This is a genomic window from Lysinibacillus sp. RU7 (assembly GCF_057837305.1).
Genome location: NZ_JBYQFK010000007.1, coordinates 123,763 through 147,536 on the forward strand (window position 1 = coordinate 123,763; position 23,774 = coordinate 147,536).

Annotated in this window: 26 protein-coding genes; 6 read left to right on the forward strand and 20 right to left on the reverse strand. The window is 37.9% G+C overall.

All coding sequences use genetic code 11. The features are described 5' to 3' along the window. The 6 genes from rplI to rpsF all read right to left on the reverse strand — a co-directional run bounded on the left by rplI (window position 1) and on the right by rpsF (window position 4,844). A complete protein-coding gene (rplI, locus tag AC3II9_RS07365; protein ID WP_391374527.1) occupies window positions 1–444 on the reverse strand; it encodes a 50S ribosomal protein L9 in 444 nt (147 codons plus the stop codon). Further along, entirely contained in the window at window positions 441–2,414 is a 1,974-nt protein-coding gene (locus AC3II9_RS07370; protein WP_489154413.1) for a DHH family phosphoesterase, read from the reverse strand. Before AC3II9_RS07370 ends, rplI begins: the two co-directional genes overlap by 4 nt. A gap of 13 nt (window positions 2,415–2,427) precedes the next feature. Then, window positions 2,428–3,366, reverse strand: coding sequence for a YybS family protein (locus tag AC3II9_RS07375; RefSeq protein ID WP_489154415.1), 939 nt, complete (start codon window positions 3,364–3,366; stop codon window positions 2,428–2,430). A 276-nt stretch (window positions 3,367–3,642) separates the two neighbouring features. Next, window positions 3,643–3,879 carry a 30S ribosomal protein S18 gene (gene rpsR / locus AC3II9_RS07380; protein WP_223169775.1) on the reverse strand — a complete coding sequence of 79 codons (237 nt, stop codon included), beginning with the start codon at window positions 3,877–3,879 and terminating at the stop codon, window positions 3,643–3,645. Between the two features lie 64 nt (window positions 3,880–3,943). After that, window positions 3,944–4,510, reverse strand: a complete 567-nt coding sequence (gene ssb, locus AC3II9_RS07385) for a single-stranded DNA-binding protein (protein ID WP_489154417.1) — start codon at window positions 4,508–4,510, stop codon at window positions 3,944–3,946. Between the two features lie 43 nt (window positions 4,511–4,553). Next, window positions 4,554–4,844 carry a 30S ribosomal protein S6 gene (gene rpsF, locus AC3II9_RS07390; protein WP_489154419.1) on the reverse strand — a complete coding sequence of 97 codons (291 nt, stop codon included), beginning with the start codon at window positions 4,842–4,844 and terminating at the stop codon, window positions 4,554–4,556. Between the two features lie 166 nt (window positions 4,845–5,010). On the opposite strand from rpsF, the gene AC3II9_RS07395 reads away from it, so the two are divergent. Beyond that, window positions 5,011–5,550: a DUF3267 domain-containing protein gene (locus AC3II9_RS07395; RefSeq protein ID WP_489154420.1), complete on the forward strand. Its 540-nt coding sequence runs from the start codon at window positions 5,011–5,013 to the stop codon at window positions 5,548–5,550. 135 nt (window positions 5,551–5,685) lie between these two features. On the opposite strand, the gene ychF is transcribed toward AC3II9_RS07395, so the two are convergent. The 3 genes from ychF to AC3II9_RS07410 all read right to left on the reverse strand — a co-directional run bounded on the left by ychF (window position 5,686) and on the right by AC3II9_RS07410 (window position 7,992). Further along, a complete protein-coding gene (gene ychF, locus AC3II9_RS07400; RefSeq protein WP_489154423.1) occupies window positions 5,686–6,786 on the reverse strand; it encodes a redox-regulated ATPase YchF in 1,101 nt (366 codons plus the stop codon). Window positions 6,787–6,883: 97 nt separating this feature from the next. After that, the gene (locus tag AC3II9_RS07405) at window positions 6,884–7,084 is read right to left on the reverse strand and encodes a DUF951 domain-containing protein (RefSeq protein WP_489154425.1); all 201 of its coding nucleotides are present in this window, start codon (window positions 7,082–7,084) and stop codon (window positions 6,884–6,886) included. A gap of 2 nt (window positions 7,085–7,086) precedes the next feature. Continuing rightward, window positions 7,087–7,992, reverse strand: a complete 906-nt coding sequence (locus AC3II9_RS07410) for a mechanosensitive ion channel family protein (protein ID WP_489154426.1) — start codon at window positions 7,990–7,992, stop codon at window positions 7,087–7,089. A gap of 110 nt (window positions 7,993–8,102) precedes the next feature. On the opposite strand from AC3II9_RS07410, the gene yyaC reads away from it, so the two are divergent. Then, on the forward strand, window positions 8,103–8,729 hold the full coding sequence (gene yyaC, locus AC3II9_RS07415) for a spore protease YyaC (protein WP_391376387.1): 627 nt from the start codon (window positions 8,103–8,105) through the stop codon (window positions 8,727–8,729). Here yyaC and AC3II9_RS07420 read toward each other — a convergent pair. From AC3II9_RS07420 to rpmH, 11 genes are all read right to left on the reverse strand, one after another. Continuing rightward, entirely contained in the window at window positions 8,646–9,362 is a 717-nt protein-coding gene (locus AC3II9_RS07420; protein WP_489154428.1) for a DUF554 domain-containing protein, read from the reverse strand. The two genes, yyaC and AC3II9_RS07420, sit on opposite strands and share 84 nt — an antisense overlap. A 54-nt stretch (window positions 9,363–9,416) precedes the next feature. Next, window positions 9,417–10,265 carry a ParB/RepB/Spo0J family partition protein gene (locus tag AC3II9_RS07425; RefSeq protein WP_489154430.1) on the reverse strand — a complete coding sequence of 283 codons (849 nt, stop codon included), beginning with the start codon at window positions 10,263–10,265 and terminating at the stop codon, window positions 9,417–9,419. Further along, entirely contained in the window at window positions 10,258–11,019 is a 762-nt protein-coding gene (locus AC3II9_RS07430) for a ParA family protein (RefSeq protein WP_391376382.1), read from the reverse strand. Before AC3II9_RS07430 ends, AC3II9_RS07425 begins: the two co-directional genes overlap by 8 nt. A gap of 233 nt (window positions 11,020–11,252) precedes the next feature. Next, window positions 11,253–12,152, reverse strand: a complete 900-nt coding sequence (gene noc / locus AC3II9_RS07435) for a nucleoid occlusion protein (RefSeq protein WP_489154431.1) — start codon at window positions 12,150–12,152, stop codon at window positions 11,253–11,255. A 165-nt stretch (window positions 12,153–12,317) separates the two neighbouring features. After that, window positions 12,318–13,034, reverse strand: coding sequence for a 16S rRNA (guanine(527)-N(7))-methyltransferase RsmG (gene rsmG / locus AC3II9_RS07440; protein WP_489154433.1), 717 nt, complete (start codon window positions 13,032–13,034; stop codon window positions 12,318–12,320). Between the two features lie 86 nt (window positions 13,035–13,120). Beyond that, window positions 13,121–15,016, reverse strand: coding sequence for a tRNA uridine-5-carboxymethylaminomethyl(34) synthesis enzyme MnmG (gene mnmG / locus AC3II9_RS07445; RefSeq protein ID WP_489154435.1), 1,896 nt, complete (start codon window positions 15,014–15,016; stop codon window positions 13,121–13,123). A 101-nt stretch (window positions 15,017–15,117) separates the two neighbouring features. Continuing rightward, complete coding sequence (gene mnmE / locus AC3II9_RS07450; RefSeq protein ID WP_489154436.1) at window positions 15,118–16,503, reverse strand: tRNA uridine-5-carboxymethylaminomethyl(34) synthesis GTPase MnmE; 1,386 nt, start codon at window positions 16,501–16,503, stop codon at window positions 15,118–15,120. A gap of 366 nt (window positions 16,504–16,869) precedes the next feature. Further along, window positions 16,870–17,664 (reverse strand): RNA-binding cell elongation regulator Jag/EloR, encoded by a 795-nt coding sequence (gene jag / locus AC3II9_RS07455; protein WP_489154438.1) that lies wholly within the window; start codon window positions 17,662–17,664, stop codon window positions 16,870–16,872. Then, window positions 17,664–18,428 (reverse strand): membrane protein insertase YidC, encoded by a 765-nt coding sequence (gene yidC / locus AC3II9_RS07460; RefSeq protein ID WP_489154440.1) that lies wholly within the window; start codon window positions 18,426–18,428, stop codon window positions 17,664–17,666. The genes jag and yidC overlap by 1 nt, the downstream gene beginning before the upstream one ends. A 130-nt stretch (window positions 18,429–18,558) precedes the next feature. Then, window positions 18,559–18,897: a ribonuclease P protein component gene (gene rnpA, locus AC3II9_RS07465; RefSeq protein ID WP_391376361.1), complete on the reverse strand. Its 339-nt coding sequence runs from the start codon at window positions 18,895–18,897 to the stop codon at window positions 18,559–18,561. A gap of 82 nt (window positions 18,898–18,979) precedes the next feature. Further along, window positions 18,980–19,114, reverse strand: a complete 135-nt coding sequence (gene rpmH / locus AC3II9_RS07470) for a 50S ribosomal protein L34 (RefSeq protein WP_036152184.1) — start codon at window positions 19,112–19,114, stop codon at window positions 18,980–18,982. A gap of 520 nt (window positions 19,115–19,634) precedes the next feature. Between rpmH and dnaA the strand changes: the two genes are divergently transcribed. From dnaA to recF, 4 genes are all read left to right on the forward strand, one after another. Next, the gene (gene dnaA, locus AC3II9_RS07475) at window positions 19,635–20,996 is read left to right on the forward strand and encodes a chromosomal replication initiator protein DnaA (RefSeq protein WP_489154442.1); all 1,362 of its coding nucleotides are present in this window, start codon (window positions 19,635–19,637) and stop codon (window positions 20,994–20,996) included. Window positions 20,997–21,165: 169 nt separating this feature from the next. Beyond that, window positions 21,166–22,302: a DNA polymerase III subunit beta gene (gene dnaN, locus AC3II9_RS07480; protein ID WP_489154444.1), complete on the forward strand. Its 1,137-nt coding sequence runs from the start codon at window positions 21,166–21,168 to the stop codon at window positions 22,300–22,302. 115 nt (window positions 22,303–22,417) lie between these two features. Beyond that, window positions 22,418–22,648 (forward strand): S4 domain-containing protein YaaA, encoded by a 231-nt coding sequence (gene yaaA / locus AC3II9_RS07485; RefSeq protein WP_489154446.1) that lies wholly within the window; start codon window positions 22,418–22,420, stop codon window positions 22,646–22,648. A 2-nt stretch (window positions 22,649–22,650) separates the two neighbouring features. Continuing rightward, a complete protein-coding gene (recF, locus tag AC3II9_RS07490) occupies window positions 22,651–23,766 on the forward strand; it encodes a DNA replication/repair protein RecF (protein WP_489154448.1) in 1,116 nt (371 codons plus the stop codon). Window positions 23,767–23,774: the final 8 nt, after the last annotated feature.

The window sequence follows — 23,774 nt, forward strand, 5'->3', positions numbered from 1 at the left end:
TTATTCTGCGATTACATGTACTTTTAATGTTGCTTTCACTTCTTGGTGCAGCTTCACTGGTACATTTGTATATCCTAAAGAACGGATACCATCGCACTCCATTTTACGTTTATCAACTTTAATACCATGTTCTTTTTGTAATGCTTCTGCAATTTGCTTTGTTGAAACGGCACCAAATAGGCGACCACCTTCACCTGATTTTGATTTGATTGTTACTTCTAATTGCTCCACTTTTTCTTTTAAATCTTTTGCTGCTTGTAATTCTGCTGCTGCATTTTTCTCCGCAAGGCGTTTTTGCCCTTGTAGTTCGCTTAATGCTTGATTTGTTGCTTCTTTAGCAAGACCATTTTTAATTAAGAAGTTACGTGCATACCCTTCTGCTACGTCCTTGATTTCACCTTTTTTCCCTTTTCCTTTAACATCTTGTAAAAATACTATTTTCATTGCTCATTACTCCCTTCTACTATCTCTATAATAGCATTTGTTAAGTATTCCTTCACTTCATCAATCGAGTTTGCTTCCATTTGTGTAGCAGCGTTTGTCAGATGGCCGCCGCCACCTAATTTCTCCATAACAAGCTGGACATTCACCTCTCCAAGCGAACGCGCACTAATACCGATTAGCCCATCCTGCCTATGGGCAATGACAAATGATGCCGAAACATCCTTCATCGTTAGTAAAATATCAGCTGTTTGTGCAATTAACACGGAATCATATATACGGCTATCCTCCCCGCACGCAACGGCGATGCCTGGTTTTACGAACTTTACGGTTTGCACCAGCTTCGAACGTTCGATATACGTATCTACATCTTCTTTTAATAGACGCTGAATTAAAATAGTATCCGCTCCGTGTGTCCGAAGATAAGAGGCTGCCTCAAATGTACGTGCTCCTGTACGAAGCGTAAAGCTTTTCGTATCTACAATAATACCTGATAACAACGAAGTAGCTTCCAAGCTTGTTACCTTCGCACTTTTTGGTTGATACTCTAACAGCTCTGTTACAAGCTCTGCTGTAGAAGAAGCATATGGCTCCATATAAACAAGTGTTGGACTATCTATAAACTCCTCACCACGTCGGTGATGGTCAATAACGACTACTTTTTCAGTTCGATTAAATAAACGCCTATCAATCACCATCGTTGGCTTATGTGTATCGACAATCACTAACAATGATTTCTGCGTCATAAGTGATAATGCTTCATCCGGAGAAATAAACTTATCATAGAATTCTGATTTACTCTCGATTTCATCCATTAAACGTTGGACACTACCATTCAGTTCATTGAAGTTTAATACGACATAACCATCTATCTGATTCATTTCAGCCATTTTTCGCACGCCGACAGCGGCGCCAATCGAGTCCATATCAGGATTTTTATGCCCCATCACAAATACTTGGTCACTTTCTTGGATAAGGTCACGAAGCGCATGGGAAATGACACGTGCACGTACGCGAGTGCGCTTTTCTACAGGGTTTGTTTTTCCACCATAGAAACGTAATTTACCGTCTGGTTGTTTAATCGCTACTTGATCGCCCCCGCGGCCAAGCACTAAATCTAAACTTGACTGTGCAAGCTCTCCAAGTTCCATTAATGACGGTGTACCTGCGCCGACACCTATACTTAATGTTAATGATAAGTTTTTTTGTAACGTTTTTTCACGCATATCATCTAGAATGGAGAATTTTCTTTGTTCCAGTTCTGCTAAAATCGATTCATTTAATACTGCTAAAAAACGGTCTGATGAAACACGTTTAACAAAGAGGCCATACTCAGCTGCCCACTCATTCACAATAGATGTAACAGTAGAGTTCGTGATACTACGCGCCTGATCATCCATCGCTTGAGTAATCTCATCATAATTATCAATAAATAGAATAGCAAGTACAGTACGGTCAGCAAAATATTGTGTCTCAATCTCTACTTGTTCCGTAATATCGAAGAAATATAACAACTTTTCTTCGGGTTTTGAGTACACACGATATTTTCGCTCCTCAATAGTGACAGTTGTTTCACGTAGCTCTTCAGGCTTTGCTATACTGACTAATCCATCCGATAGTTGGAAAATCTCTTCACCGATTAAACTTTCTGCACCTGTTGCTTTCAACATAAATGGATTTGCCCATTCAATTTTGTAGTCATCATCAATTAATAAAATCCCAAATGGCATATGCAAAAAAGCTTCTTCCCCTACTTTTTTCATCCGAAAGGAGAGGGATTCAATATGCTTTTCTGTTTCTACATATATGTTTTTTTCAACTTTCCAGCCATAATAGAGTAATATCCCTGCCACCCCTAGATAAATGAGACCCATCCAGATGTTTACGACACACAGTAAGGCAGCTGTGACTACCGATAAAATCGATACATACAAAAGCGGATATCGGATCATACGTTTCCTAAACATACCCATTTTGATCAGCTCCTTATTTTTCACTCTTGGCCTTTACCCAATCACGCAAGTTAAAACCTAAATCGATAATACCTAATAATAGGATGAACGAATACAAAGGAATTGCGACGATGGTGGAAAGCACTTTTAAGAATGGTGGATAGTTAAATGTATCGATCACAAAATGAATGAATGAAATCCCTTGCAATGTTAACAATACCCAAAGAACCATGGATAAATTCAGCACAATTACATAAAGTGTTGAACCAACTTCCGGCTGTACAAATAAATTAATCGATAAAACGATTAAATAATACCAAAGTATAGCTCGTGGCAACCGCATATCCCGAAACGGAGTAAACTTTGGCACATCTATTTTAAGGCGTTTTAAAATAGGTAACATCACAGCAATCATCAGGAATGCTAGGAAAAACATCGAAACTGTAATGTTTGCTGGCAATGTCACTTCGAGTAAATTAAACATTTGATCCATTTGCTCACGTGGCAATTCCTGCCCTGTAATGCTTACTGAATACTCCATAGATTTCTCATAGGATTTGCGCGCGAGGTCAAGACTATCTTTAATAAAATCAACATTAAAGAAGCGAACAAGCACGAGGTATTGAATAGCAAATGTTAATAAAATCGTTGTTCCTGTTGCTAAAAATAAATGTAACTTGCTTTTCTGTTGACGTAGGCAATCCCCCATAACTAATCCTGTTGTTGCTAAAATAAGCACAAACGGAAGGATCATAATATTCCCTATAAATATACTAGCGACAATCGCAACAATTGTTACACCAATAGATAAATTTCGATTGTACGTAGCACTATACCAAGCAAGTGGTAAAGGAGCGACAAAAAATGCCACAATACTTACAATAGGTACATAATAAGCAAGTGCCATCAATACTAAAAATAGCGCAATCATCATTGCCCCTTGTGTTATTGCTTTTGTTTGATTGTTTGGCATAAAAACCTTCCTTTTTATCATTCAAAACATTTCACTTTACCTATTGTACCATCTTTTACGCATACGAACAAAAAACAAAATAGAACAAACGCTTCTATTTTTTTTATAGAAAAGCATAGGTTGTAAAGTATTATATATTTAAAAGATAAGCAAAATACAACTCGCACTATTTGGGTACGAGTTGATGGCTTTTTATGTAGACTTCCTAAAAAATATACTTTCTGATCTATAAAAAAATCCGATGAAACCAAAATGATTTCACCGGATTTATAAGTCTTATTTGTCTTCTGCTACGAATGGAAGTAAAGCCATGATACGAGATACTTTGATTGCAGAAGTTAATTTACGTTGGTACTTTGCACTTGTGCCAGTTACGCGACGTGGTAAAATTTTACCGCGCTCAGAGATGAATTTCTTTAAAAGATCTACATCTTTGTAGTCGATGTGCGTAATGTTATTTGAAGTGAAGTAGCAAACTTTACGGCGTTTGCGGCCTCCGCGACGTGGTGCCATTAGCGTTGTCCTCCTTTTTATAGTTTTTAGGATGTGAATTATCTCATATTACTTACGATTCTAATTAGAATGGTAAGTCATCTTCAGATACTTCAATTGGTCCTTTGCTATTTGCAAAAGGATCTTCATCCATACGTGTATAATTTTGCTGATTTTGAGGTTGCTGAACTGGCGGTTGATAACCAAAATCCTGTTGTGGTGCGCCACCAAATTGCTGTTGTGGCGGGTTATTGTAAGACGGTTGACCGCCTCCAAAATTACCACCGCCATACTGCTGATTTGGCCCCCCCTGCTGCATATTCCCTCCACTATTACGTGGTTCTAAAAACTGCACAGAGTCTGCCACAACATCTGTTGTGTACACACGCTTACCATCTTGTCCTTCATAGCTACCTGTTTGAATACGGCCTTCTACCCCAATCAAACTCCCTTTTCGCATGAAGTTTGCTAAGTTTTCAGCTTGCTTTCGCCAAGCAATACAGCTGATGAAGTCAGCTTCTTTCTCTCCTTGTTGGTTCGAAAATGCACGATTTACAGCGACTGTAAAACGCGCCATTGGAACTCCACTCGGTGTATAGCGAAGCTCAGGATCCTTCGTTAGTCTTCCAACTAATACGACACGGTTTATCATCAGGTTCAGGCCTCCTCTTTCTCAGCATTTTTTGTTTAAAAAATTATTTTTCTTCTTGGCGAACCGCAATATGACGGATAATATCTTCGTTAATGTTAGCTAAACGAGTATACTCATCGATTGCTTCAGAACCAGCGTTTACTTTCACGATTTGGTAGAAACCTTCGCGTAAGTCGTTGATTTCATAAGCAAGGCGGCGTTTGCCCCACTCTTTAGACTCGATGATTTCAGCGCCATTTGAAGTTAAGATTTCGTCGAAACGAGCTACTAAAGCTTTTTTCGCTTCTTCTTCAATGTTTGGGCGAATGATGTACATTAATTCATACTTTCTCATCTTTGTTTGCACCTCCTTATGGACTTTGGCTCTCCTACTAAAATAGGGAGCAAGGAGTAAGTAAATTGTATTACTCACATCAATGAATTGTAACATACCTAATATATAAACGCAACTTGAATATCTATCTCTCTTTTCGCTATCCTTAATAAAAGGAGTCGAGAGCATGGTAGATGGAAAACAACCTACAATCATCGAATTAAATATGAATCGTATTGCCAAAATGGCATTGATTGCAAACATCTTATTTGTGGTGATAAGCTGTAGCATTTACAGTATCATCCACCAACAATCGGACTTTTCTTTTAGTCCTTGGGGGATGTTATTGTGGTTGATTGGCTACATGGTGCTCATTGTGTTACATGAAGCCTTCCACTTAATTGGTTTTCTATTATTTGGTCATTGTAAATGGTCTGATCTTGACTACGGTGTTAACTTAAAATTAGGTGTCGCTTATGCAACAACGAAAAAACCATTAGCCAATTACGCAATGAAAAAAGCCCTTTTGCTTCCTTTTTGGGTAACAGGCGTATTACCAACAGCTCTTGCTATTTATTATGAGCATATCGGCATCACGATTTTAGGCGCCTTTTTAATGGCTGGCGCTATCGGCGATTTCTACATGTACAAAGAGCTACGTAAATTTCCAAAAGATGCCCTCATTAAAGACGACCCTGAACGACCAAAGCTCTATGTTTATAATTAATTAGATGATATCGTATTCAATCACCAAAAGCAAACATTTGTTCTGTTTTTATTAAAAAATTCCACTATTCACCACTATTCTTCTTGATCATAAAATAAAAACTGTCACCCAAGGGAGACAGTTTTTATTTCATTTTTATACATTGAAACGGAATAACATAACATCGCCGTCTTGCACAACGTATTCTTTACCTTCAGAACGAACTTTACCCGCTTCTTTTGCTGCCGCATGTGAGCCAGCTTCTACTAAATCATCGTATGCCACTGTTTCTGCACGGATAAATCCACGCTCGAAGTCAGAGTGGATCACGCCCGCACATTGTGGCGCTTTCATGCCTTTACGGAATGTCCAAGCACGTACTTCTTGTACACCAGCAGTGAAGTAAGTAGCTAAGCCTAATAAGTCATAAGAAGCACGGATTAATTGATCTAAACCGGATTCTTTAATACCTAACTCTTCTAAGAACATGGCTTTTTCTTCGTCATCTAGCTCAGAAATTTCTTCTTCTACTTTCGCACAAACGGTAATGACACGAGAGCCTTCTTTCGCTGCAAACTCGCGCACCATTTGTACGTATTTATTGTTATCTGCATCTGCTACTTCATCTTCAGATACGTTTGCTACATATAGCATTGGTTTGATTGTTAAAAGGTGAAGACCTTTAATTACTTTTAACTCATCATCTGTTAATTCAACTGCACGTGCAGGTTGATCTGCTTCTAATGCAGCTTTAATTTTTGATAAAATCGGCTCTTCAATCAACGCCTCTTTATCTTTTTGTTTCGCCATTTTGCTTACTTTTTGAAGGCGTTTGTCGACAGATTCTAAATCTGCTAATACTAACTCTAAGTTGATTACTTCAATATCATCAATCGGGTTTACTGCACCTGCTACGTGTGTGATATTCTCATCTTCGAAACAACGTACCACTTGGCAAATCGCATCTACTTCACGGATGTGTGAAAGGAATTTATTTCCTAATCCTTCCCCTTGAGAAGCTCCTTTTACAATACCCGCAATATCCGTAAACTCGAATGAAGTTGGGACTGTTTTCTTTGGTGTTACAAGCTCTGTTAATTTAGCTAAACGTGCATCAGGTACTTCTACAATGCCGACGTTTGGATCGATTGTAGCAAATGGATAGTTCGCAGCAAGTGCCCCTGCCTTTGTAATTGCATTGAATAACGTGGATTTACCTACGTTAGGTAAACCGACAATACCAGCTGTTAATGCCATAAATGGACACAACCTTTCTATGTTCGTTAAGTATCTTCTCTTTTTATAACCTCATCTATTATATTGATTCACTCAAAAAAAGTCTAATCTCGCCAAATTACTGCTCTGTTGCATGCTGTAATACTTTTTTCATCTTTTTCGCAAATTCACGGCGGGGAATCATAACACTATGACCACATCCCTCACATTTAATGCGGATATCGGCCCCCATACGAATAATTTTCCAAGCATTCGTTCCACAAGGATGTTGCTTTTTCATCTCTACGATGTCATGTAAATTAAATTGTTTTTCTTCCACACTTACTCTCCTCCTTCCACTTCACGCCCCATTACGCGATCATATAGCATCATTTTTGGGTAAGGAATCGGAATACCATTTTTCTCAAGTAGGTCTTTTACATCTCTACGAATTGTTCTAGCTACTGCATACTGTTGAAGTGGTAACGTTTCTGCCATAATGCGAATCGTTACCTCTGTCCCTGTAATATTTTGTACCCCTAGAAATGTTGGCGGACTAACTAATTCAGGGTGCACTTCAGGTAAAGTCGATAAATACTGATTAATTACCTTCTCTGCCTTTTCAATATCTGCATCAAAAGCGACTTGTAAATCAATCATCGCCTTTGAATTGTTAATGGAGAAATTCGTTACATCCGTAATCGCACCATTCGGAATAATAAACTGTTCACCTGTGACACCTTTAATTTTTGTTGTACGTAACCCAATTTCCACGACCGTACCTTCTGCTGCATTCACCCGAATATAATCACCAATACCAAACTGATCTTCAAAAATAATAAAGAAACCTGTAATAACATCCTTTACTAAACTTTGAGCACCGAAGCCGATTGCTAACCCAGCAATCCCTGCCCCAGCTAAAAGCCCCGCTACTTGAATGTGTAAACTAGATAAAATGCCCATAATCGCAGAAAAATAGACTAAGTAAGACAATACGCTTTGTAATAACTTTAAAATGGTCTTTTGACGGCGTTCTGAATGATTTAATGGCGACCGTATACGCAATAAAAAAACTTTTGCAATGAATTTTTTCCCAATAAATACAACTAGATAGGACGTGATTACAATAGCAATAATTTTAAGCGATGCAACAAGTATAAAATCCCAAAGTTTCTCACTCGTTAGAAAATCCCATATGTCAGTAGATTTCTTATGGATCCAGCTTAAATCCGCCTTTGCTTCTTCCAAATTTGTCACCTCTTGTATAGCAATGTATATTTTTGAATATACTGCATAAATATAACGTATTTCCACTTGAAATACGCGTACATTATTACATGTAAAAGTGAGGTCATTTTATGCAACAACCTTCCACATTTCATTATGTTATTCATTATGAGAAAGCAAGTGCAGTTTGGCAACTAAGTGAACTCTTTCTGGAACATATTCCATTTGATCATGAACAACTTGTCTTCTGTTGTATCGGTACAGATCGTTCCACAGGTGATGCACTTGGACCATTGGTAGGTAATCAATTAATCCAAAGCTATGCATTTCCATTTACAGTGCTCGGCACACTTGAAAAGCCTGTTCATGCACTGAATTTACTCGAAACACAAGCAGAGTTAGAAACACGTACACCTTGTCCATTTATTATAGCCATTGATGCTTGCCTTGGCGAAGAAGGATCGATCGGTTCTATCATCGTCAGAGATAGTGCCTTATATCCAGGGAAGGCTGTCAAAAAGGAACTCCCCCCCATCGGAGATATCTCGATTAAAGGGGTTGTGAATGTTGGTGGCTTTATGGAAACAATGGTACTACAAAATACCAGGTTACATGTTACACATTCTATGAGTATAGCCATTGCACGCGCTTTAACGCTTGCTTGGCAACGTCATTTACTGAAAAACAAACAATATAGCAACAATTACGCCCACTATTATAATACTCGGCAGCAAATTGGCTATTCGAATTTTCGTTAAACCTGCAATATTTAACCCAATTGCCATAATCATGATCCCACCAGTTGCGGTCATTTCACGAATGAACAAATCAAGCGCGGATTCTGGGATGTAGACACTAATAGCACCTGCTAAAAGCGCGATTGCCCCTTGATAAATAAATACTGGAACAGCAGATAATAATACACCAATTCCAAGTGTCGATGCCAAAATTATCGATGTAAATCCATCGATAATCCCTTTAGTGATAAGTACGTCATGGTCATTACGTAAGCCACTATCTAAAGCACCAAGAATGGCCATAGAGCCAATCACAAAAATAAGTGATGCCGTGACAAAACCTTCAGCAATGGAGCTATTGCTCTTCTTAACTTTCCCGCGCATAAGCAAGGATTCAATCCATTGCCCAAAACGGTTAAACATACGGTCTAAATCAAACCACTCACCAAGTGCCGTACCTATCACTAAACTAATAATGACAATGACAAAATTGTTACTTTCAAACCCCATTTGAATCCCTAATACGGCAACAGCAAGCCCAATAATAGAAAGCGCTGTTTCTTTCATTTTTTCTGGGATATTTCGGAACACTCTGCCGATTAGTGCCCCTATAATAATAAATAAAGCATTTAAAAATGACCCGAGTAAAATCATGATGATAAGCTCCCTATGCAATAATAAAAGCCCTCTTTTAAGAGAGCTCTACGGTTAATCTAATTTCACGTTTAAAATTTCTAAAATACGCTCTAAATCATCTTCCGAATAAAACTCAATTTCAATTTTACCTTTATTTTTTTGCTTTCTAATTTGTACGCCTGTACCAAAATAATCACGTAGTTGTGACTCGGTTGCTTCTACAAAGACATCCTTTTTCACTTTCTTCTTTGTTTCATGTGAAACATTTTCATTTAATTGATGCACAAGTGCTTCTAACTGCCGCACATTTAATCCTTGTGCAAGTACTTTATTCGCAATCTCTTGAATGCGCCCTTTATTCTTTAACCCCAACAATGTACGCCCATGTCCCATTGATAGTACACCTTCATTGATCCACTTACGTACTTCCTCTGGCAATTGTAACAAACGAATATGGTTGGCAATGTATGAACGGCTTTTCCCTAATCGCTTTGCTAATTGTTCTTGTGTAAAATTCAAATTTTCAATTAAGCTACTATAAGCCTCAGCTTCTTCAATTGGCGTTAAATCTTCTCGTTGTAAATTTTCTAGAATAGCTACTTCCATCATTTGCTGTTCTGTCATGTCTTTTACGATGGCAGGCACTTCTTTTAAACCGGCCATTTGAGCTGCACGAAAACGTCGCTCACCAGCAATAATTTCATATTTCTTCCCTTTTGGTCGCACAACAATCGGTTGAATAATGCCATGTTCTTTAATGGACTCCGCCAATTCTTTTAATGCCTCTTCATTAAAGATCTGACGTGGTTGGAACGGATTCACAATTAATTTACCGATAGCGATATACTCCACCGTATTTTCGCTATGGATTGATTCATCCGGGAAAAATGCATTAATTCCTTTTCCTAATCCTTTAGCCATTTTTAATCACTTCCCTTGCTAACTCTAAATACGTATCCGATCCGCGTGACTTAGCATCATACAAAATAATAGGCTTCCCATGACTCGGCGCTTCACTTAAACGCACATTTCGTGGAATAATCGTTCTATACACTTTATCTCGAAAATACTTTTTCACTTCTTCAATGACTTGTAAACCTAAATTTGTACGTGCATCAAGCATTGTTAAAAGTACCCCCTCAATAATTAGCTCTTTGTTTAAATGCCTTTGCACTAGACGTACCGTCGATAGGAGCTGACTCAGTCCCTCTAATGCGTAATATTCACATTGTACAGGAATTAACACACCATCTGAAGCAGTTAATGCATTAATTGTTAATAATCCAAGTGATGGTGGGCAGTCGATAATAATATAATCGTAATGATTTTTCATTTCATCCAGTGCACGCTTTAGACGTACTTCACGTGAAATAGCAGAGACGAGCTCAATTTCTGCGCCTGCTAATGACATTGTGGCAGGTACAACCCATAAATTTTCTACTTTTGTTTCATGAACATACGATTTCATCGGTTCATCATCGATTAAAATATCATAGATGCATCCATCAATTTCTTTTTTGTTAATGCCGACACCGCTTGAGGCATTACCTTGTGGATCAATATCTACGAGTAATGTTTTCTTTCCTAGGTAAGCAAGGCATGCGCTTAAATTGACAGATGTCGTTGTTTTCCCAACGCCGCCTTTTTGATTGGCAATTGCAATAGTTCTTCCCATTTGTGCACCTGCTTTCAACTTCGATATTCGTTAAATGCTCTCTTTTTTTTACACGAAACTTTCTAAACTAATACTCTTTCATTCTAACAAAAAGGAGACGTTGAGTCGTCAAAATATTCTATATTTTAACTGTTTTTATGATAATGGGAACAGACTATCGTAAAATGTTAAGTTCCTGGCTTTATTTTAATAATAAAAAACTCCCGAACTGATATTCTGTCCGGGAGTTTTTACTATTTCTTTTTCGGGATTTTCACCGTAATTTGATAGTATTCATCATTATCTTCTTCTTCTGTTTTGACAGCGATTCCACTTTTTGTCACCATTGATAACGATTGCTTAATCGTATTTAATGCAATACGTATATCTTTACTAATCGCTTTACGTTTCGCACGTTGTGGTTGCGGCTTTTCCTCTTGCTGACCTTCTAACTGTTCTTCTTGAGGATTAAGAATTTGATAGATTTGTTCTTCCAATTGGCGAACATTCCAGTCATCTTCCTTGACCGCTGCGATTAATTGCATTTGTAATTGTTCATCTTTGATGGCAATTAAAGCACGGGCATGACGCTCACTAATTTCTCTGTTTAAAATGGCATCTTGCACAAATTGTGGGAGCTTCAGTAGGCGGAGTTTATTCGCCACTGTTGACTGCCCCTTCCCTAAACGTTGAGCAAGTGCCTCTTGCGTCAGTGAATGAAGTTCGAGCAGTTGTTGATACGCTAAAGCTTCCTCGATTGCCGTCAATTCTTCACGTTGTAAGTTTTCAATTAACGCAATGGATGCCGTTTCTTTATCATTTAACGTACGGACAATTGCTGGTACTTCTTCCCATTGTAGTTTTTTCATTGCACGGTATCGGCGTTCACCGGCAATAATCTCATACATTCCTTCCGTTTCTGTGCTCGGACGTAATACAATTGGTTGAATCACACCATGTGTATGAATTGTTCTTGATAATTCTTCAATTTTTTCCTCATCAAAAACAGTTCGAGGTTGGAAACGATTTGGGACGATTTTATCGATTGGAATTTTCACTACTTCTTCTGCAGCTGTACTCACCACTTCTACTTCACTTTTCACTTCGGATTCTTGTTTTCCGCCTCCGAACCAACGTGAAAAAGGACTCTTCATCCACTGGCACCACCTTTAAGAAACTATGTTGCTCAATATATAACTATTATTTATGATACGAGAAGAAATGTACATAGTCCATAAAACGTTAATTTTATACATAATGTCGTAAATATAAATGTATATGCATGAAAACAACGAATTATTTCTATTTTCTACTTCATTTTACTGAATCGGTGTTTTATTTGGCACACCTGGTTTGCGTGGGTATTTCTTCGGTGTTTGTTTTATCTTATCAAATACAAACAATGAACGCTCACTTTCTTCAACTGGTAATAGGAAGTTAAATTCTTCTTTTAACGAAGCCCCTAACGTTGTAATCGCTTTTGTAGCTTCTTTTAGCTCTTGTGCACCAGCTGCGGCCTTTAACGCTACAAATGATCCCCCTTGTTTTGCTAGTGGAATACATAGCTCTGAGAGCACGGAGAGACGCGCCACTGCACGAGCTGTCACCACATCAAAATGCTCACGATATTTTGTGTTTTGGCCAAATTCTTCTGCTCGAGAATGGACAAATGACATATTTTCTAATTGTAATTCTTCTGATAAATGGTTTAAAAATGTAATGCGTTTATTTAACGAATCTACAATTGTCACATGTAAATGTGGGAAGCAAATTTTGATTGGAATGGACGGGAAACCAGCTCCTGCACCCACATCACATACTGATACAACCTTTGTGAAGTCAAAATAAAAGGATGCGCTAATGGAATCATAAAAATGCTTTAAATAAACACCTTCTACATCTGTGATCGCTGTTAAATTCATTTTTTCATTCCACTCAACAAGCAATTCAAAATATTTTTTAAACTGTGCCACTTGTGTCTCTGTTAGCTCAATGCCCTTAGCTGCTAAGGCTTCGATAAATTGTTGTTCGTTCATGTTCGTCTCCTTTATAAAATGAGGGTGTCCAGAAAGTAAAAGCTTTCGGGACACCCCCTGATAAAATATTTACTAAGAAATATTGATTACTCTACTATACGGGCAATTTTCCCTTGCTCAATGTATACAAGTAAAATGGAAATATCAGCAGGATTTACACCTGAAATACGGCTCGCTTGTGCAATCGATAATGGGCGTACTTGCTTTAATTTTTGACGTGCTTCCGTCGCTAAGCTTGAAATAGCATCATAGTCGATATCCTCTGGAATTTTCTTATCTTCCATTTTCTTCAGCTTTTCCACTTGTTGCAACGCTTTTTGAATATAACCTTCATATTTCAGTTGAATCTCGATTTGCTCACGTACTTCCTCTGATAATTCAACCGCTGATGGCTCAATCAATCCAGCTACAAGATCATAAGTCATTTCTGTACGCTTCACTAAATCAGATGCACGGATACCATCTTTTAACTCTGTACCGCCAACTGAGCGAATCGTTTCCTGCGTTTTAGCGTTCGGCTTTACGATGATGTCACGTAAACGGACAATTTCCGCTTCAATTTGTTCACGTTTCTGTTGGAAATGCGCGTATCGTGCTTCCGAAATTAAGCCTACTTGATAACCTACATCTGTTAAGCGTAAATCTGCATTATCATGACGTAATAATAAACGATATTCTGCACGTGATGTTAATAAACGATACGGTTCGTTCGTCCCTTTTGTCACTAAGTCATCAATTAATACACCGATATATGCATCTGAACGAGATAAAATAATCTCTTCTTTCCCTTGTATTTTAGCTGCTGCATTTATACCGGCCATTAACCCTTGACCAGCTGCTTCCTCATATCCAGATGTACCATTAATTTGACCAGCTGTGTATAACCCTTTAATCGCCTTTGTTTCAAGCGTTGGCCATAGCTGGGTTGGCACAATGGCATCATATTCAATAGCGTAGCCAGAACGCATAATTTCAGCGTTTTCTAGACCTGGAATACTTGCCACCATTTCGCGTTGAATATGCTCTGGTAAGCTCGTTGAGAAGCCTTGTACATATACTTCTTGTGTATCACGACCTTCTGGCTCAAGGAAGATTTGGTGGCGTGGCTTATCCGCGAAACGCGTTACTTTATCTTCAATTGAAGGACAATAACGCGGACCTGTTCCTTTAATCATCCCTGAGAACATCGGAGATAAGTGTAGATTATTTTGAATAATGTCATGCGTTTTTTCACTTGTATACGTTAACCAACAAGGGAGCTGATCCATGATGTACTCTGTTGTTTCAAAGCTAAACGCACGTGGTACATCATCCCCCGGTTGAATCTCTGTTTTAGAATAGTCAATTGTACGACTGTTAACACGTGGTGGTGTTCCTGTTTTAAAGCGCACCATGTCAAAGCCTAATTCTTTTAAATTATCCGCTAAACGAATAGATGGCTGCTGGTGGTTAGGACCAGATGAGTATTTTAAATTACCTAAAATGATTTCACCGCGCAGGAATGTACCTGTCGTTAAAATGACTGCTTTAGCACGGAAAATGGCACCGACTTGTGTCACGACACCTTTTACTTCCCCATCTTCTATAATTAACTCTTCCACCATAGCTTGACGAATTTGCAAGTTTTCTTGCGCTTCAAGCAGGCGTTTCATTTCACGCTGGTATAGGACTTTATCGGCTTGCGCACGTAATGCACGAACAGCTGGTCCTTTCCCTGTATTTAACATACGCATTTGAATATGCGTTTTATCGATTACTTTGCCCATTGCGCCGCCTAACGCATCAATTTCACGTACGACGATGCCTTTGGCTGGACCACCGATTGACGGGTTACAGGGCATAAAGGCAATTAGCTCTAAATTGATTGTCAGCATTAATGTTTTTACGCCGGATTTCGCTGCTGCATATGCTGCTTCTACGCCAGCATGTCCTGAGCCGACGACAATTACATCATATGTGCCTGCCTCATAAGTTGTTGGCATGCTCTTTCTTCCTTTCTACAAATAACTTTACGTATATAAAATATATCTTCTAACTGTTACGAAGATTAGCCTACATTTATGGTATCTGTATGACCATGGTTTTATTTTCCTAAGCAAAACTGTGAAAACAGTTGGTTGATTAGGCTTTCTTGCACGGTATCACCAACGATTTCACCAAGAATCTCCCATGTACGCGTTACATCAATTTGAATCATATCAACGGGTACACCTGCTTCTGCCGCGTTTAATGCATCCTCAATAGATGTTTGTGCTTGGTGTAACAAGGCAATATGGCGAGAGTTCGATACATAGGTTAAATCACCCGTTTCTACTTGCCCTTCAAAGAATAGTGCTGCAATTGCCTCTTCTAATTCAATCACACCTTCTTCTTTTAATAGCGAAGTGGTCACAACACGGTGGTCACCTGCAAGTGCACGAACACGTTCTAAATCAATCTTTTGCTCTAAATCTGTTTTATTGACAACAACGATAAAGTCCATCTGTTGAATTGTTTCAAATAGACGTTCATCTTCAGGCGATAATGCCTCTCCATAGTTTAACACGAGAAGGATTAAATCCGCTCCCTTTAATGCTTCTCGCGAACGTTCCACACCAATGCGCTCTACGATATCCTCTGTTTCACGAATACCTGCTGTATCCACTAAGCGTAACGGTACGCCACGTACATTGACATATTCCTCTATAATATCACGAGTTGTTCCTGCAATATCCGTCACAATCGCTTTATTTTCGTGCACTAAACTATTTAATAGCGAAGATTTCCCTACATTCGGACGGCCTAAAATAACAGTTGATAAACCTTCACGTAAAATTTTCCCTTGCGATGACGTTTGAAGCAGCTTCATAATTTCATCCCGTACCCATGTACATTTTTCAAGCAAAATCGGAATGGTCATTTCCTCTACATCGTCATATTCAGGGTAATCAATATTCACTTCCACATGCGCCAGTGTCTCAAGTAGTGCTTGACGTAATGAATTGATTAAACGTGACAGTTTGCCATCCATTTGACCAAGTGCTACATTCATCGCACGATCCGTTTTCGCACGAATTAAATCCATCACTGCTTCCGCCTGAGATAAATCGATGCGACCATTTAAAAAGGCACGCTTTGTAAATTCTCCTGGCTCCGCTAATCGTGCACCGTTTCGAAGTACAAGCTGCAGCACACGGTTGACCGATACTAATCCACCGTGACAGTTAATTTCTACTACATCCTCGCGTGTAAATGTTTTCGGTCCACGCATTAAAGAGAGCATGACTTCCTCTACTATCTCATCTGTTTTAGGGTCCACTAAATGTCCATAATGAATGGTATGGGTTGCGACCTCTGTTAAACGTTTGCCGTTTGGCGCTTTAAATATTGTATCTGCAATACGAATTGCTTCATCTCCGCTCAAACGGACGATTGCAATTGCTCCTTCACCCATTGGTGTGGAAATCGCAGCAATTGTATCAAACTCCATTTTATAGCCTCCTATATAAATACCGAAAACGGTGTACTTTATTTATTTTAAAAAATTTCAGACTGCAATAAAAACACGTGAAGACAAACATGAACATATGCGTGCTTACGATTAGTCTGAATTATCCACATGTGGATAATTCGTAGATGCTCTATAATTACTAACAATTTAGACTAACATATTTTCTTTAAAATCTAAAGTGAAGCTAATTTAAAAGTAGCATATCCTTTACTTTCCTGTTACCAAGGTATCTTATTTCTTCCTTACTTATTAAGACAACGTAACATAAATGAATATCTCATGTTGCTACAAAAGAAAAACAGAGGCAGTCGCAAGTTGCGATACCTCTGTCCATTGTCTGTATGTTTACTTAAGTGGTTCAATCACTAAATAGCGATTTGGCTCAACACCTTCTGAATACGTTTCTATATCCAATCGATTTGCCAGTGCGTTATGAATAATCTTTCGCTCATACGACGGCATCGGTTCGAATTTAACAACTTTACGTGTACGAATAGCTTTATCTGCCATCCTCTCTGCTAGTTGTTCTAACGCTACTTGACGGCGTTCACGGTAATCTTCTACATCCAGCTTAACAAGCATAAAAGACTTAGCACTTTTATTTAATACGAGTTGTGTTAATTGTTGCAATGCATTCAATGTTTGACCACGCTTACCAATTAAAAATGCTGCTTTCTCACTTTCTAGCTTAAATGATACATATTTGCCTTCTGATTCCGTGTGAATTGTCAAATCTGTAATGTCCATTGCAAGGGCAATCTGCATTAAATATGCTTTTGCCTCTTCAATAGGATTTTGTTCTTGCACTTCAGGTTGATCGTCATTTACGACTTGAACTGGCTCTTCCCCGTTTTCTTCGCTGGCAGGCTTGTCTTCAACAGATTGTTGAATGATTGGTTGGTCCCCTTTAGCCGACTCAGCTGACTGAGGTTCAGTTACAACTTCTTCCTCAGTAATTGCTTGAACATTTTCTTTCACTGTGACGCGTATTTCTGCATTGCGTGCACCAAAACCTAAAAATCCTTTTTTACCTTCTTGTAAAACTTCTACATCTACTTGCTCACGGGTTTTGCCAAGCTTTTGTAACGCTAATGAGATCGCTTCATTGACTGTTGCGCCTATTTGCGTAATTTGTTTCACTATTTTGCTCCTCCTGTAGTAGCAGTATCCGTTTTCTTATTCCAAGGTTTGTAAATTGCAAGGTTTTGTAATACTGAAATGATATTTCCGACTACCCAGTATAACGATAAGGCTGCTGGTAAAACACTACCAAAACCAATAATCATTAATGGCATGATATACATCATAACTTTCATTTGTGGGTTATCAATTGCTGGACCAGTCATTAATACAACAAATTGAATTAAACCTGCTACGACAGCAAGAATAATACTTGGTTCAGCGAGTGGAATGGACAAAAATGTACCTAATTCATAAACAGGTGTTGCATTCATACGGCTAATCGCATGGTAGAAGCCGATTAAAATAGGCATCTGAATAAAAATTGGTAAACACCCTGCAAGCGGATTTACACCTGAGGATTGCATTAATGCCATCATTTCTTGTTGATACTTTTGCTGAGTGACAGCATCTTTAGAGCTATATTTTGCTTGAAGCTCTTTTAATTTCGGCTGAATCTCTTGCATCTTTTTCGAGCTTTTAATTTGCTTAATTGTTAATGGCAAAATCGCTAAACGAATAATAATTGTTACAACGATAATCCCTAACGCATAAGTGCCTAAAAGATCTGAAAAATACTTAATAAATGATACGAGCGGCCAAACGATAAATTCATTCCAAAAGCCTTTACTTTCGGCTGAAATCGGTTGATCAAATTCTGTACATCCTGAAAGTAGCAATGCTACTGATACAAGCGTCAGAATAACCCAAAGTCTTTTCTTCAAGCCTTCTTCCTCCTAGAGCAACTATTCAATTTTCTTCTATAGAGGTTATTTTACCATGTGTTGGCGCTTACACTCTACTAATTGTTTCAAGAATCACTGTATTCAGTGTTGCATAAAATAATCTGTCATTTTATTTCATCATTTTAGCAATCTTTAATACATGCTCCAAACTTTTCTTGGTTTCGTGAAAATCTAATGTGGCCGCCGGATTTCTGGCGATAATAACATAGTCCATATCTTGGCGAACGTTGTCTTTCAACTCAAGAAATGTTTGGCGAATATAGCGTTTAATTTGATTCCGTGTCACGGCTTTCCCAATCTTTTTCCCGACAGATAAACCGATACGAAACGCCGTTTGGTTTTCTTTTTTTAAACAATAAACGACAAATTGACGATTCGCGAATGACTTCCCCTTTTTAAACACCTTCTGAAATTCTTCGTTCTTTTTTATTCGTTGGCGTTTGTTCAAAGATCCCAGCTCCATCTATTTCTTTTTCAATGTAACTATGAAAAATAACGAAAAAAAAGACCACTGATGTGGCTCAGTGGACTTATGCTGATAAAACTTTACGACCTTTACGACGACGAGCGGCTAAAACTTTACGACCATTTTTTGTGCTCATGCGTGCGCGGAAACCGTGAACTTTACTGTGTTTACGTTTAGATGGTTGATATGTGCGTTTCATTATATATTGCACCTCCTAAATGAGTGTTCGTATATTCTTCCATACAGACTTGCTTATTATATATAGCAACCACTTATTTTGTCAACGTTTAACCCAAAATTCCCTATTTCCTTATATTCCCCTCAAACAATCATCTTCTATCTTTATCCACAGTTATAACATTACTTACACAAAATGATTGTGGATATTTTTTCTACCATTCAAAATTATCCACAACCTATATCTACAACTTTTTCACAAACTCATAGCCTGTGGATAATTTTCATATGAATAAACAGGAGTTATGTGGATAAGTTATTGAAAGTATTGAAATTACTTATTTTTTTTGATACGATGAAAATGTTTTCTCTTGTGGACTAGTTTTTTGGGAAATATTTTATCCACAGTTGTTAATAATCTGTGGACAGTTTTTTTCACATACATTGAATATATTTTATCCACAGGCTGTGACTATGTGAATGTAACAAAAAGTTAGAGAAATATAAATAGTACCTATTCACTTTTATAGAGTAAAAACATTATGAAAGGACGAAAAAGCTTGGAACATTTAGAGCAATTATGGAATAACGTCCTAGCGCAAGTCGAACAAAAGATTTCAAAACCAAGCTTCGAAACATGGCTTAAATCAACTAAACTTCTTTCCTATAAGGGATCTAACGTGACCATTGCAGCTCCTAATTCATTTGCACGCGACTGGTTAGAAAATCACTATGTTCACTTGATTACAGGCATTTTAACGGAACTTACAGGGGAAGACTTGCTCATCAAATTCGTTGTTCAAAAAGATCAAGGGGCTGAAGATTTCGAGCTCCCAGCACCAAAAATTCAAGGGAAGTCAAGCGACCAACATGATATTTCGCCCGGAATGCTGAATCCAAAATACACGTTTGATACATTCGTCATCGGATCTGGTAATCGGTTTGCACACGCTGCTTCACTAGCTGTTGCTGAAGCACCCGCAAAAGCCTATAATCCTTTTTTCATTTATGGGGGAGTAGGACTTGGAAAAACGCACTTAATGCACGCAATCGGTCATTACGTATTAGAACAAAATCCAAATGCCAAAGTAGTTTATCTATCATCTGAAAAGTTTACAAATGAATTTATTAACTCCATACGTGACAATAAAGCGATCGATTTTCGTAATAAATACCGCAATGTTGACGTACTGTTAATAGACGATATCCAATTTTTAGCGGGGAAAGAATCTACACAAGAAGAATTTTTCCATACATTTAATACATTACATGAGGAATCTAAACAAATTGTTATATCAAGTGACCGTCCACCAAAGGAAATTCCAACATTGGAGGATCGCTTACGTTCACGCTTTGAATGGGGACTCATTACAGACATTGCCCCACCTGATTTAGAAACACGTATTGCTATTTTACGTAAAAAGGCCAAAGCAGATGGACTTGATATTCCAAATGAAGTAATGCTCTATATAGCAAATCAGATTGATTCCAATATTCGTGAATTAGAAGGGGCTTTAATACGGGTTGTTGCTTACTCTTCTTTAGTACATGAGGAAGTGACGCCAGAACTTGCTGCTGCTGCATTAAAAGATATTATGCCAAATGCAAAACCGCGCATGATTTCGATTTTAGACATTCAAAATGCTGTAGGAGAGCATTTTAATATTCGTTTAGAAGATTTTTCAGCAAAGAAACGTACAAAATCAATTGCTTTCCCACGACAAGTAGCCATGTACTTATCACGTGAACTCACTGATTTTTCATTGCCTAAAATTGGGGAAGAATTTGGGGGGCGTGATCATACAACCGTCATTCATGCTCATGAGAAAATTGCTTCACTGCTTAAAACCGATCAACAACTACAGCAAGATATTAAACAAATTCGCAGTATGCTAGGTAAGTAATGTTGTGGATAAAATATGTATTTTTCAGTCAAGTTATGCACAGTCTATCTACATGTGGATAGACTGATTTCATGCCTTTGAAACATACTTATCCACAAATCCACAGGACCTATTACTATATCTATTAATCTTTTAAATAATAAATAATTATATAAGCGAGGTAAAAATGATGAAATTTGAGATTATGCGCGATTATTTATTAGCCGGTTTGAATGATGTAATGAAAGCCGTTAGCTCAAAAACAACTGTGCCTATTTTGACAGGTATTAAAATCGATGTAACAAACGAAGGAGTTAGTTTAACAGGTAGCGATCAAGATATTACAATCCAGACATTTATTCCAGCTGAAGAAAACGGCGAACAAATTATGACAATTACAACAACAGGATCAATTGTATTACAAGCACGTATGTTCAATGAAATTGTCCGTAAATTGCCAACAAACGATGTTGAAATTGAAGTAACAAATGGCTTTGCTACGTATATTCGCTCTGGTAAATCAGAATTCCATTTAATTGGACAAGATGCAATTGAATATCCTCTATTACCAGAAATCTCAGCAGAAGAACGCTTTACAATTCCTGCAGATTTGTTAAAATCAATTATTCGAGAAACAGTTTTTGCTGTCGCAACATCGGAGAGTAGACCTGTATTAACAGGGGTCAATTGGAATATCCAAGACGGGGAATTAGTATGTGTTGCAACAGATAGTCACCGTTTAGCGCGTCGAAAAACAAAATTAGAGCAATTACCTTTAGGGGTATCTAGTGTAGTTATTCCAGGTAAAAGTTTAAATGAATTAAACAAAATTTTAGAAGATTCTACAAACCCTGTACAAATTGTTATGACTAATCAACAGGTTCTTTTTAAAGCGGATAACATGTTGTTCTTTTCACGTTTACTGGAAGGGAATTACCCTGATACATCACGTTTAATACCTGAGAGCTATCAAACGAATGTCACAATTAACGGGAAAGCATTGTTACAAGCTATTGATCGTGCATCCCTTTTAGCACGTGAAGATCGCAATAACGTTGTTCGTCTGGAAACATTAGAAGGAAATGCAATTGAAATTTCATCGAATTCTCCTGAAATCGGGAAAGTACAAGAACAAATACAAGTAGAATCACTTGAAGGAGATACGTTAAAAATTTCATTTAGCGCAAAATATATGATGGAAGCATTAAAAGCCATTGATGGCCAAGATGTCATCATTCAATTTACTGGTGCAATGCGTCCATTCATTTTACGTGCTGTTCATGATGATTCTATTCTCCAATTAATCTTACCTGTACGCACATATTAAACGATTTAAGTAAAGAGAAGAGAGTTGCTTCAAAACGAATTGAAGCAACTCTCTTTTACTTCTTAAACACTTTTTTGGTATGATAAAAGGATAAAGCTTGTTAACCGGAGGATGAATGATTTTGAAGGACATCTTAATTGATACAGAATTTATAACACTAGGCCAGCTATTAAAAATAACAGATGCAATTAGTTCTGGGGGAATGGCTAAGTGGTTTTTATCAGAAAATACCGTGTATGTGAATGGGGAAGTAGATGATCGCCGTGGACGTAAATTACGTGACGGGGATGTTGTGAACATTCCAGGCATAGGTCGTTTCCGTATTGCGAGTGAAATTGGAGACTAATAATGAATATTGAGCGTTTACAGCTAACTAACTATCGAAATTATGAGTCACTTGCTCTTGAATTTTCTCCAAAGATTAATGTGTTCATCGGTGAAAATGCACAGGGTAAAACAAATGTGATGGAATCCATTTATGTACTCGCGATGGCAAAATCCCACCGCACATCGAACGATAAAGAATTAATACGTTGGGAACAAGACTATGGTAAAATAGAAGGTGTTGTACAGAAACGTTATGGCAGTATTCCAATACAATTAACGGTATCTAAAAAGGGAAAAAAAGGGAAAGTGAATCATATTGAACAATCACGCCTAAGTGAATACGTTGGGCAGATGAATGTTGTGATGTTTGCTCCTGAAGATTTAAATGTTGTAAAAGGCAGTCCGCAAATAAGACGTCGTTTTATCGATATGGAAATTGGGCAAATCTCGCCGGTTTATTTACATGATTTATTGACTTTCCAAAAAATTCTAAAGCAGCGTAATCATTTATTAAAGACAAATCAAGGGCGTGCAACACTCGTAAATGATGTGATGTTTGACGTTTATACAGAACAATATATTCAAGCTGCTGTGAAGATTATCCGCAAGCGTTATGAGTTTATGGAGCTATTACAAGCTTGGGCTGAACCTATTCATGCAGGGATTTCACAAGGGAAAGAAAAGCTTATAATTAAGTATCGAGCGGTAAGTGGTATGAACGCAGAGTGGTCTGTTGAAAAGATGACAGCACATCTTGAAGAGAAAATGGCAGAGGCAAAAAAACGGGAAATTGAACGTGGCGTAACATTAGTAGGTCCGCATAGAGATGATTTACAATTTTTTGTAAACGACTATGACGTACAAGTGTACGGTTCGCAAGGGCAACAAAGAACCACAGCACTATCACTTAAGTTAGCTGAAATCGAATTGATTAAGCAAGAAACGAAAGAAGCACCCATTTTACTATTGGACGACGTATTATCGGAGTTAGATGATTATCGTCAATCCCATTTATTAAATACAATTCAAGGTGAAGTACAAACATTTGTTACAACAACAAGTGTAGAGGGGATTCACCATGAAACAATTCAAAACGCAAAAATGTTCCATGTGAAACAAGGAACGATCGAACAATAACATAGGGC

What these genes read in the sequence shown, in the direction of transcription:
- rplI (WP_391374527.1), bottom strand. Translation starts at nt 444, where the DNA reads ATGAAAATAGTATTTTTACAAGATGTTAAAGGAAAAGGGAAAAAAGGT.
- AC3II9_RS07370 (WP_489154413.1), bottom strand. Translation starts at nt 2,414, where the DNA reads ATGGGTATGTTTAGGAAACGTATGATCCGATATCCGCTTTTGTATGTA.
- AC3II9_RS07375 (WP_489154415.1), bottom strand. Translation starts at nt 3,366, where the DNA reads ATGCCAAACAATCAAACAAAAGCAATAACACAAGGGGCAATGATGATT.
- rpsR (WP_223169775.1), bottom strand. Translation starts at nt 3,879, where the DNA reads ATGGCACCACGTCGCGGAGGCCGCAAACGCCGTAAAGTTTGCTACTTC.
- ssb (WP_489154417.1), bottom strand. Translation starts at nt 4,510, where the DNA reads ATGATAAACCGTGTCGTATTAGTTGGAAGACTAACGAAGGATCCTGAG.
- rpsF (WP_489154419.1), bottom strand. Translation starts at nt 4,844, where the DNA reads ATGAGAAAGTATGAATTAATGTACATCATTCGCCCAAACATTGAAGAA.
- AC3II9_RS07395 (WP_489154420.1), top strand. Translation starts at nt 5,011, where the DNA reads ATGGTAGATGGAAAACAACCTACAATCATCGAATTAAATATGAATCGT.
- ychF (WP_489154423.1), bottom strand. Translation starts at nt 6,786, where the DNA reads ATGGCATTAACAGCTGGTATTGTCGGTTTACCTAACGTAGGTAAATCC.
- yyaC (WP_391376387.1), top strand. Translation starts at nt 8,103, where the DNA reads ATGCAACAACCTTCCACATTTCATTATGTTATTCATTATGAGAAAGCA.
- AC3II9_RS07420 (WP_489154428.1), bottom strand. Translation starts at nt 9,362, where the DNA reads ATGATTTTACTCGGGTCATTTTTAAATGCTTTATTTATTATTATAGGG.
- AC3II9_RS07425 (WP_489154430.1), bottom strand. Translation starts at nt 10,265, where the DNA reads ATGGCTAAAGGATTAGGAAAAGGAATTAATGCATTTTTCCCGGATGAA.
- AC3II9_RS07430 (WP_391376382.1), bottom strand. Translation starts at nt 11,019, where the DNA reads ATGGGAAGAACTATTGCAATTGCCAATCAAAAAGGCGGCGTTGGGAAA.
- noc (WP_489154431.1), bottom strand. Translation starts at nt 12,152, where the DNA reads ATGAAGAGTCCTTTTTCACGTTGGTTCGGAGGCGGAAAACAAGAATCC.
- rsmG (WP_489154433.1), bottom strand. Translation starts at nt 13,034, where the DNA reads ATGAACGAACAACAATTTATCGAAGCCTTAGCAGCTAAGGGCATTGAG.
- mnmG (WP_489154435.1), bottom strand. Translation starts at nt 15,016, where the DNA reads ATGCCAACAACTTATGAGGCAGGCACATATGATGTAATTGTCGTCGGC.
- mnmE (WP_489154436.1), bottom strand. Translation starts at nt 16,503, where the DNA reads ATGGAGTTTGATACAATTGCTGCGATTTCCACACCAATGGGTGAAGGA.
- rpmH (WP_036152184.1), bottom strand. Translation starts at nt 19,114, where the DNA reads ATGAAACGCACATATCAACCATCTAAACGTAAACACAGTAAAGTTCAC.
- dnaA (WP_489154442.1), top strand. Translation starts at nt 19,635, where the DNA reads ATGAAAGGACGAAAAAGCTTGGAACATTTAGAGCAATTATGGAATAAC.
- dnaN (WP_489154444.1), top strand. Translation starts at nt 21,166, where the DNA reads ATGAAATTTGAGATTATGCGCGATTATTTATTAGCCGGTTTGAATGAT.
- yaaA (WP_489154446.1), top strand. Translation starts at nt 22,418, where the DNA reads ATGATTTTGAAGGACATCTTAATTGATACAGAATTTATAACACTAGGC.
- recF (WP_489154448.1), top strand. Translation starts at nt 22,651, where the DNA reads ATGAATATTGAGCGTTTACAGCTAACTAACTATCGAAATTATGAGTCA.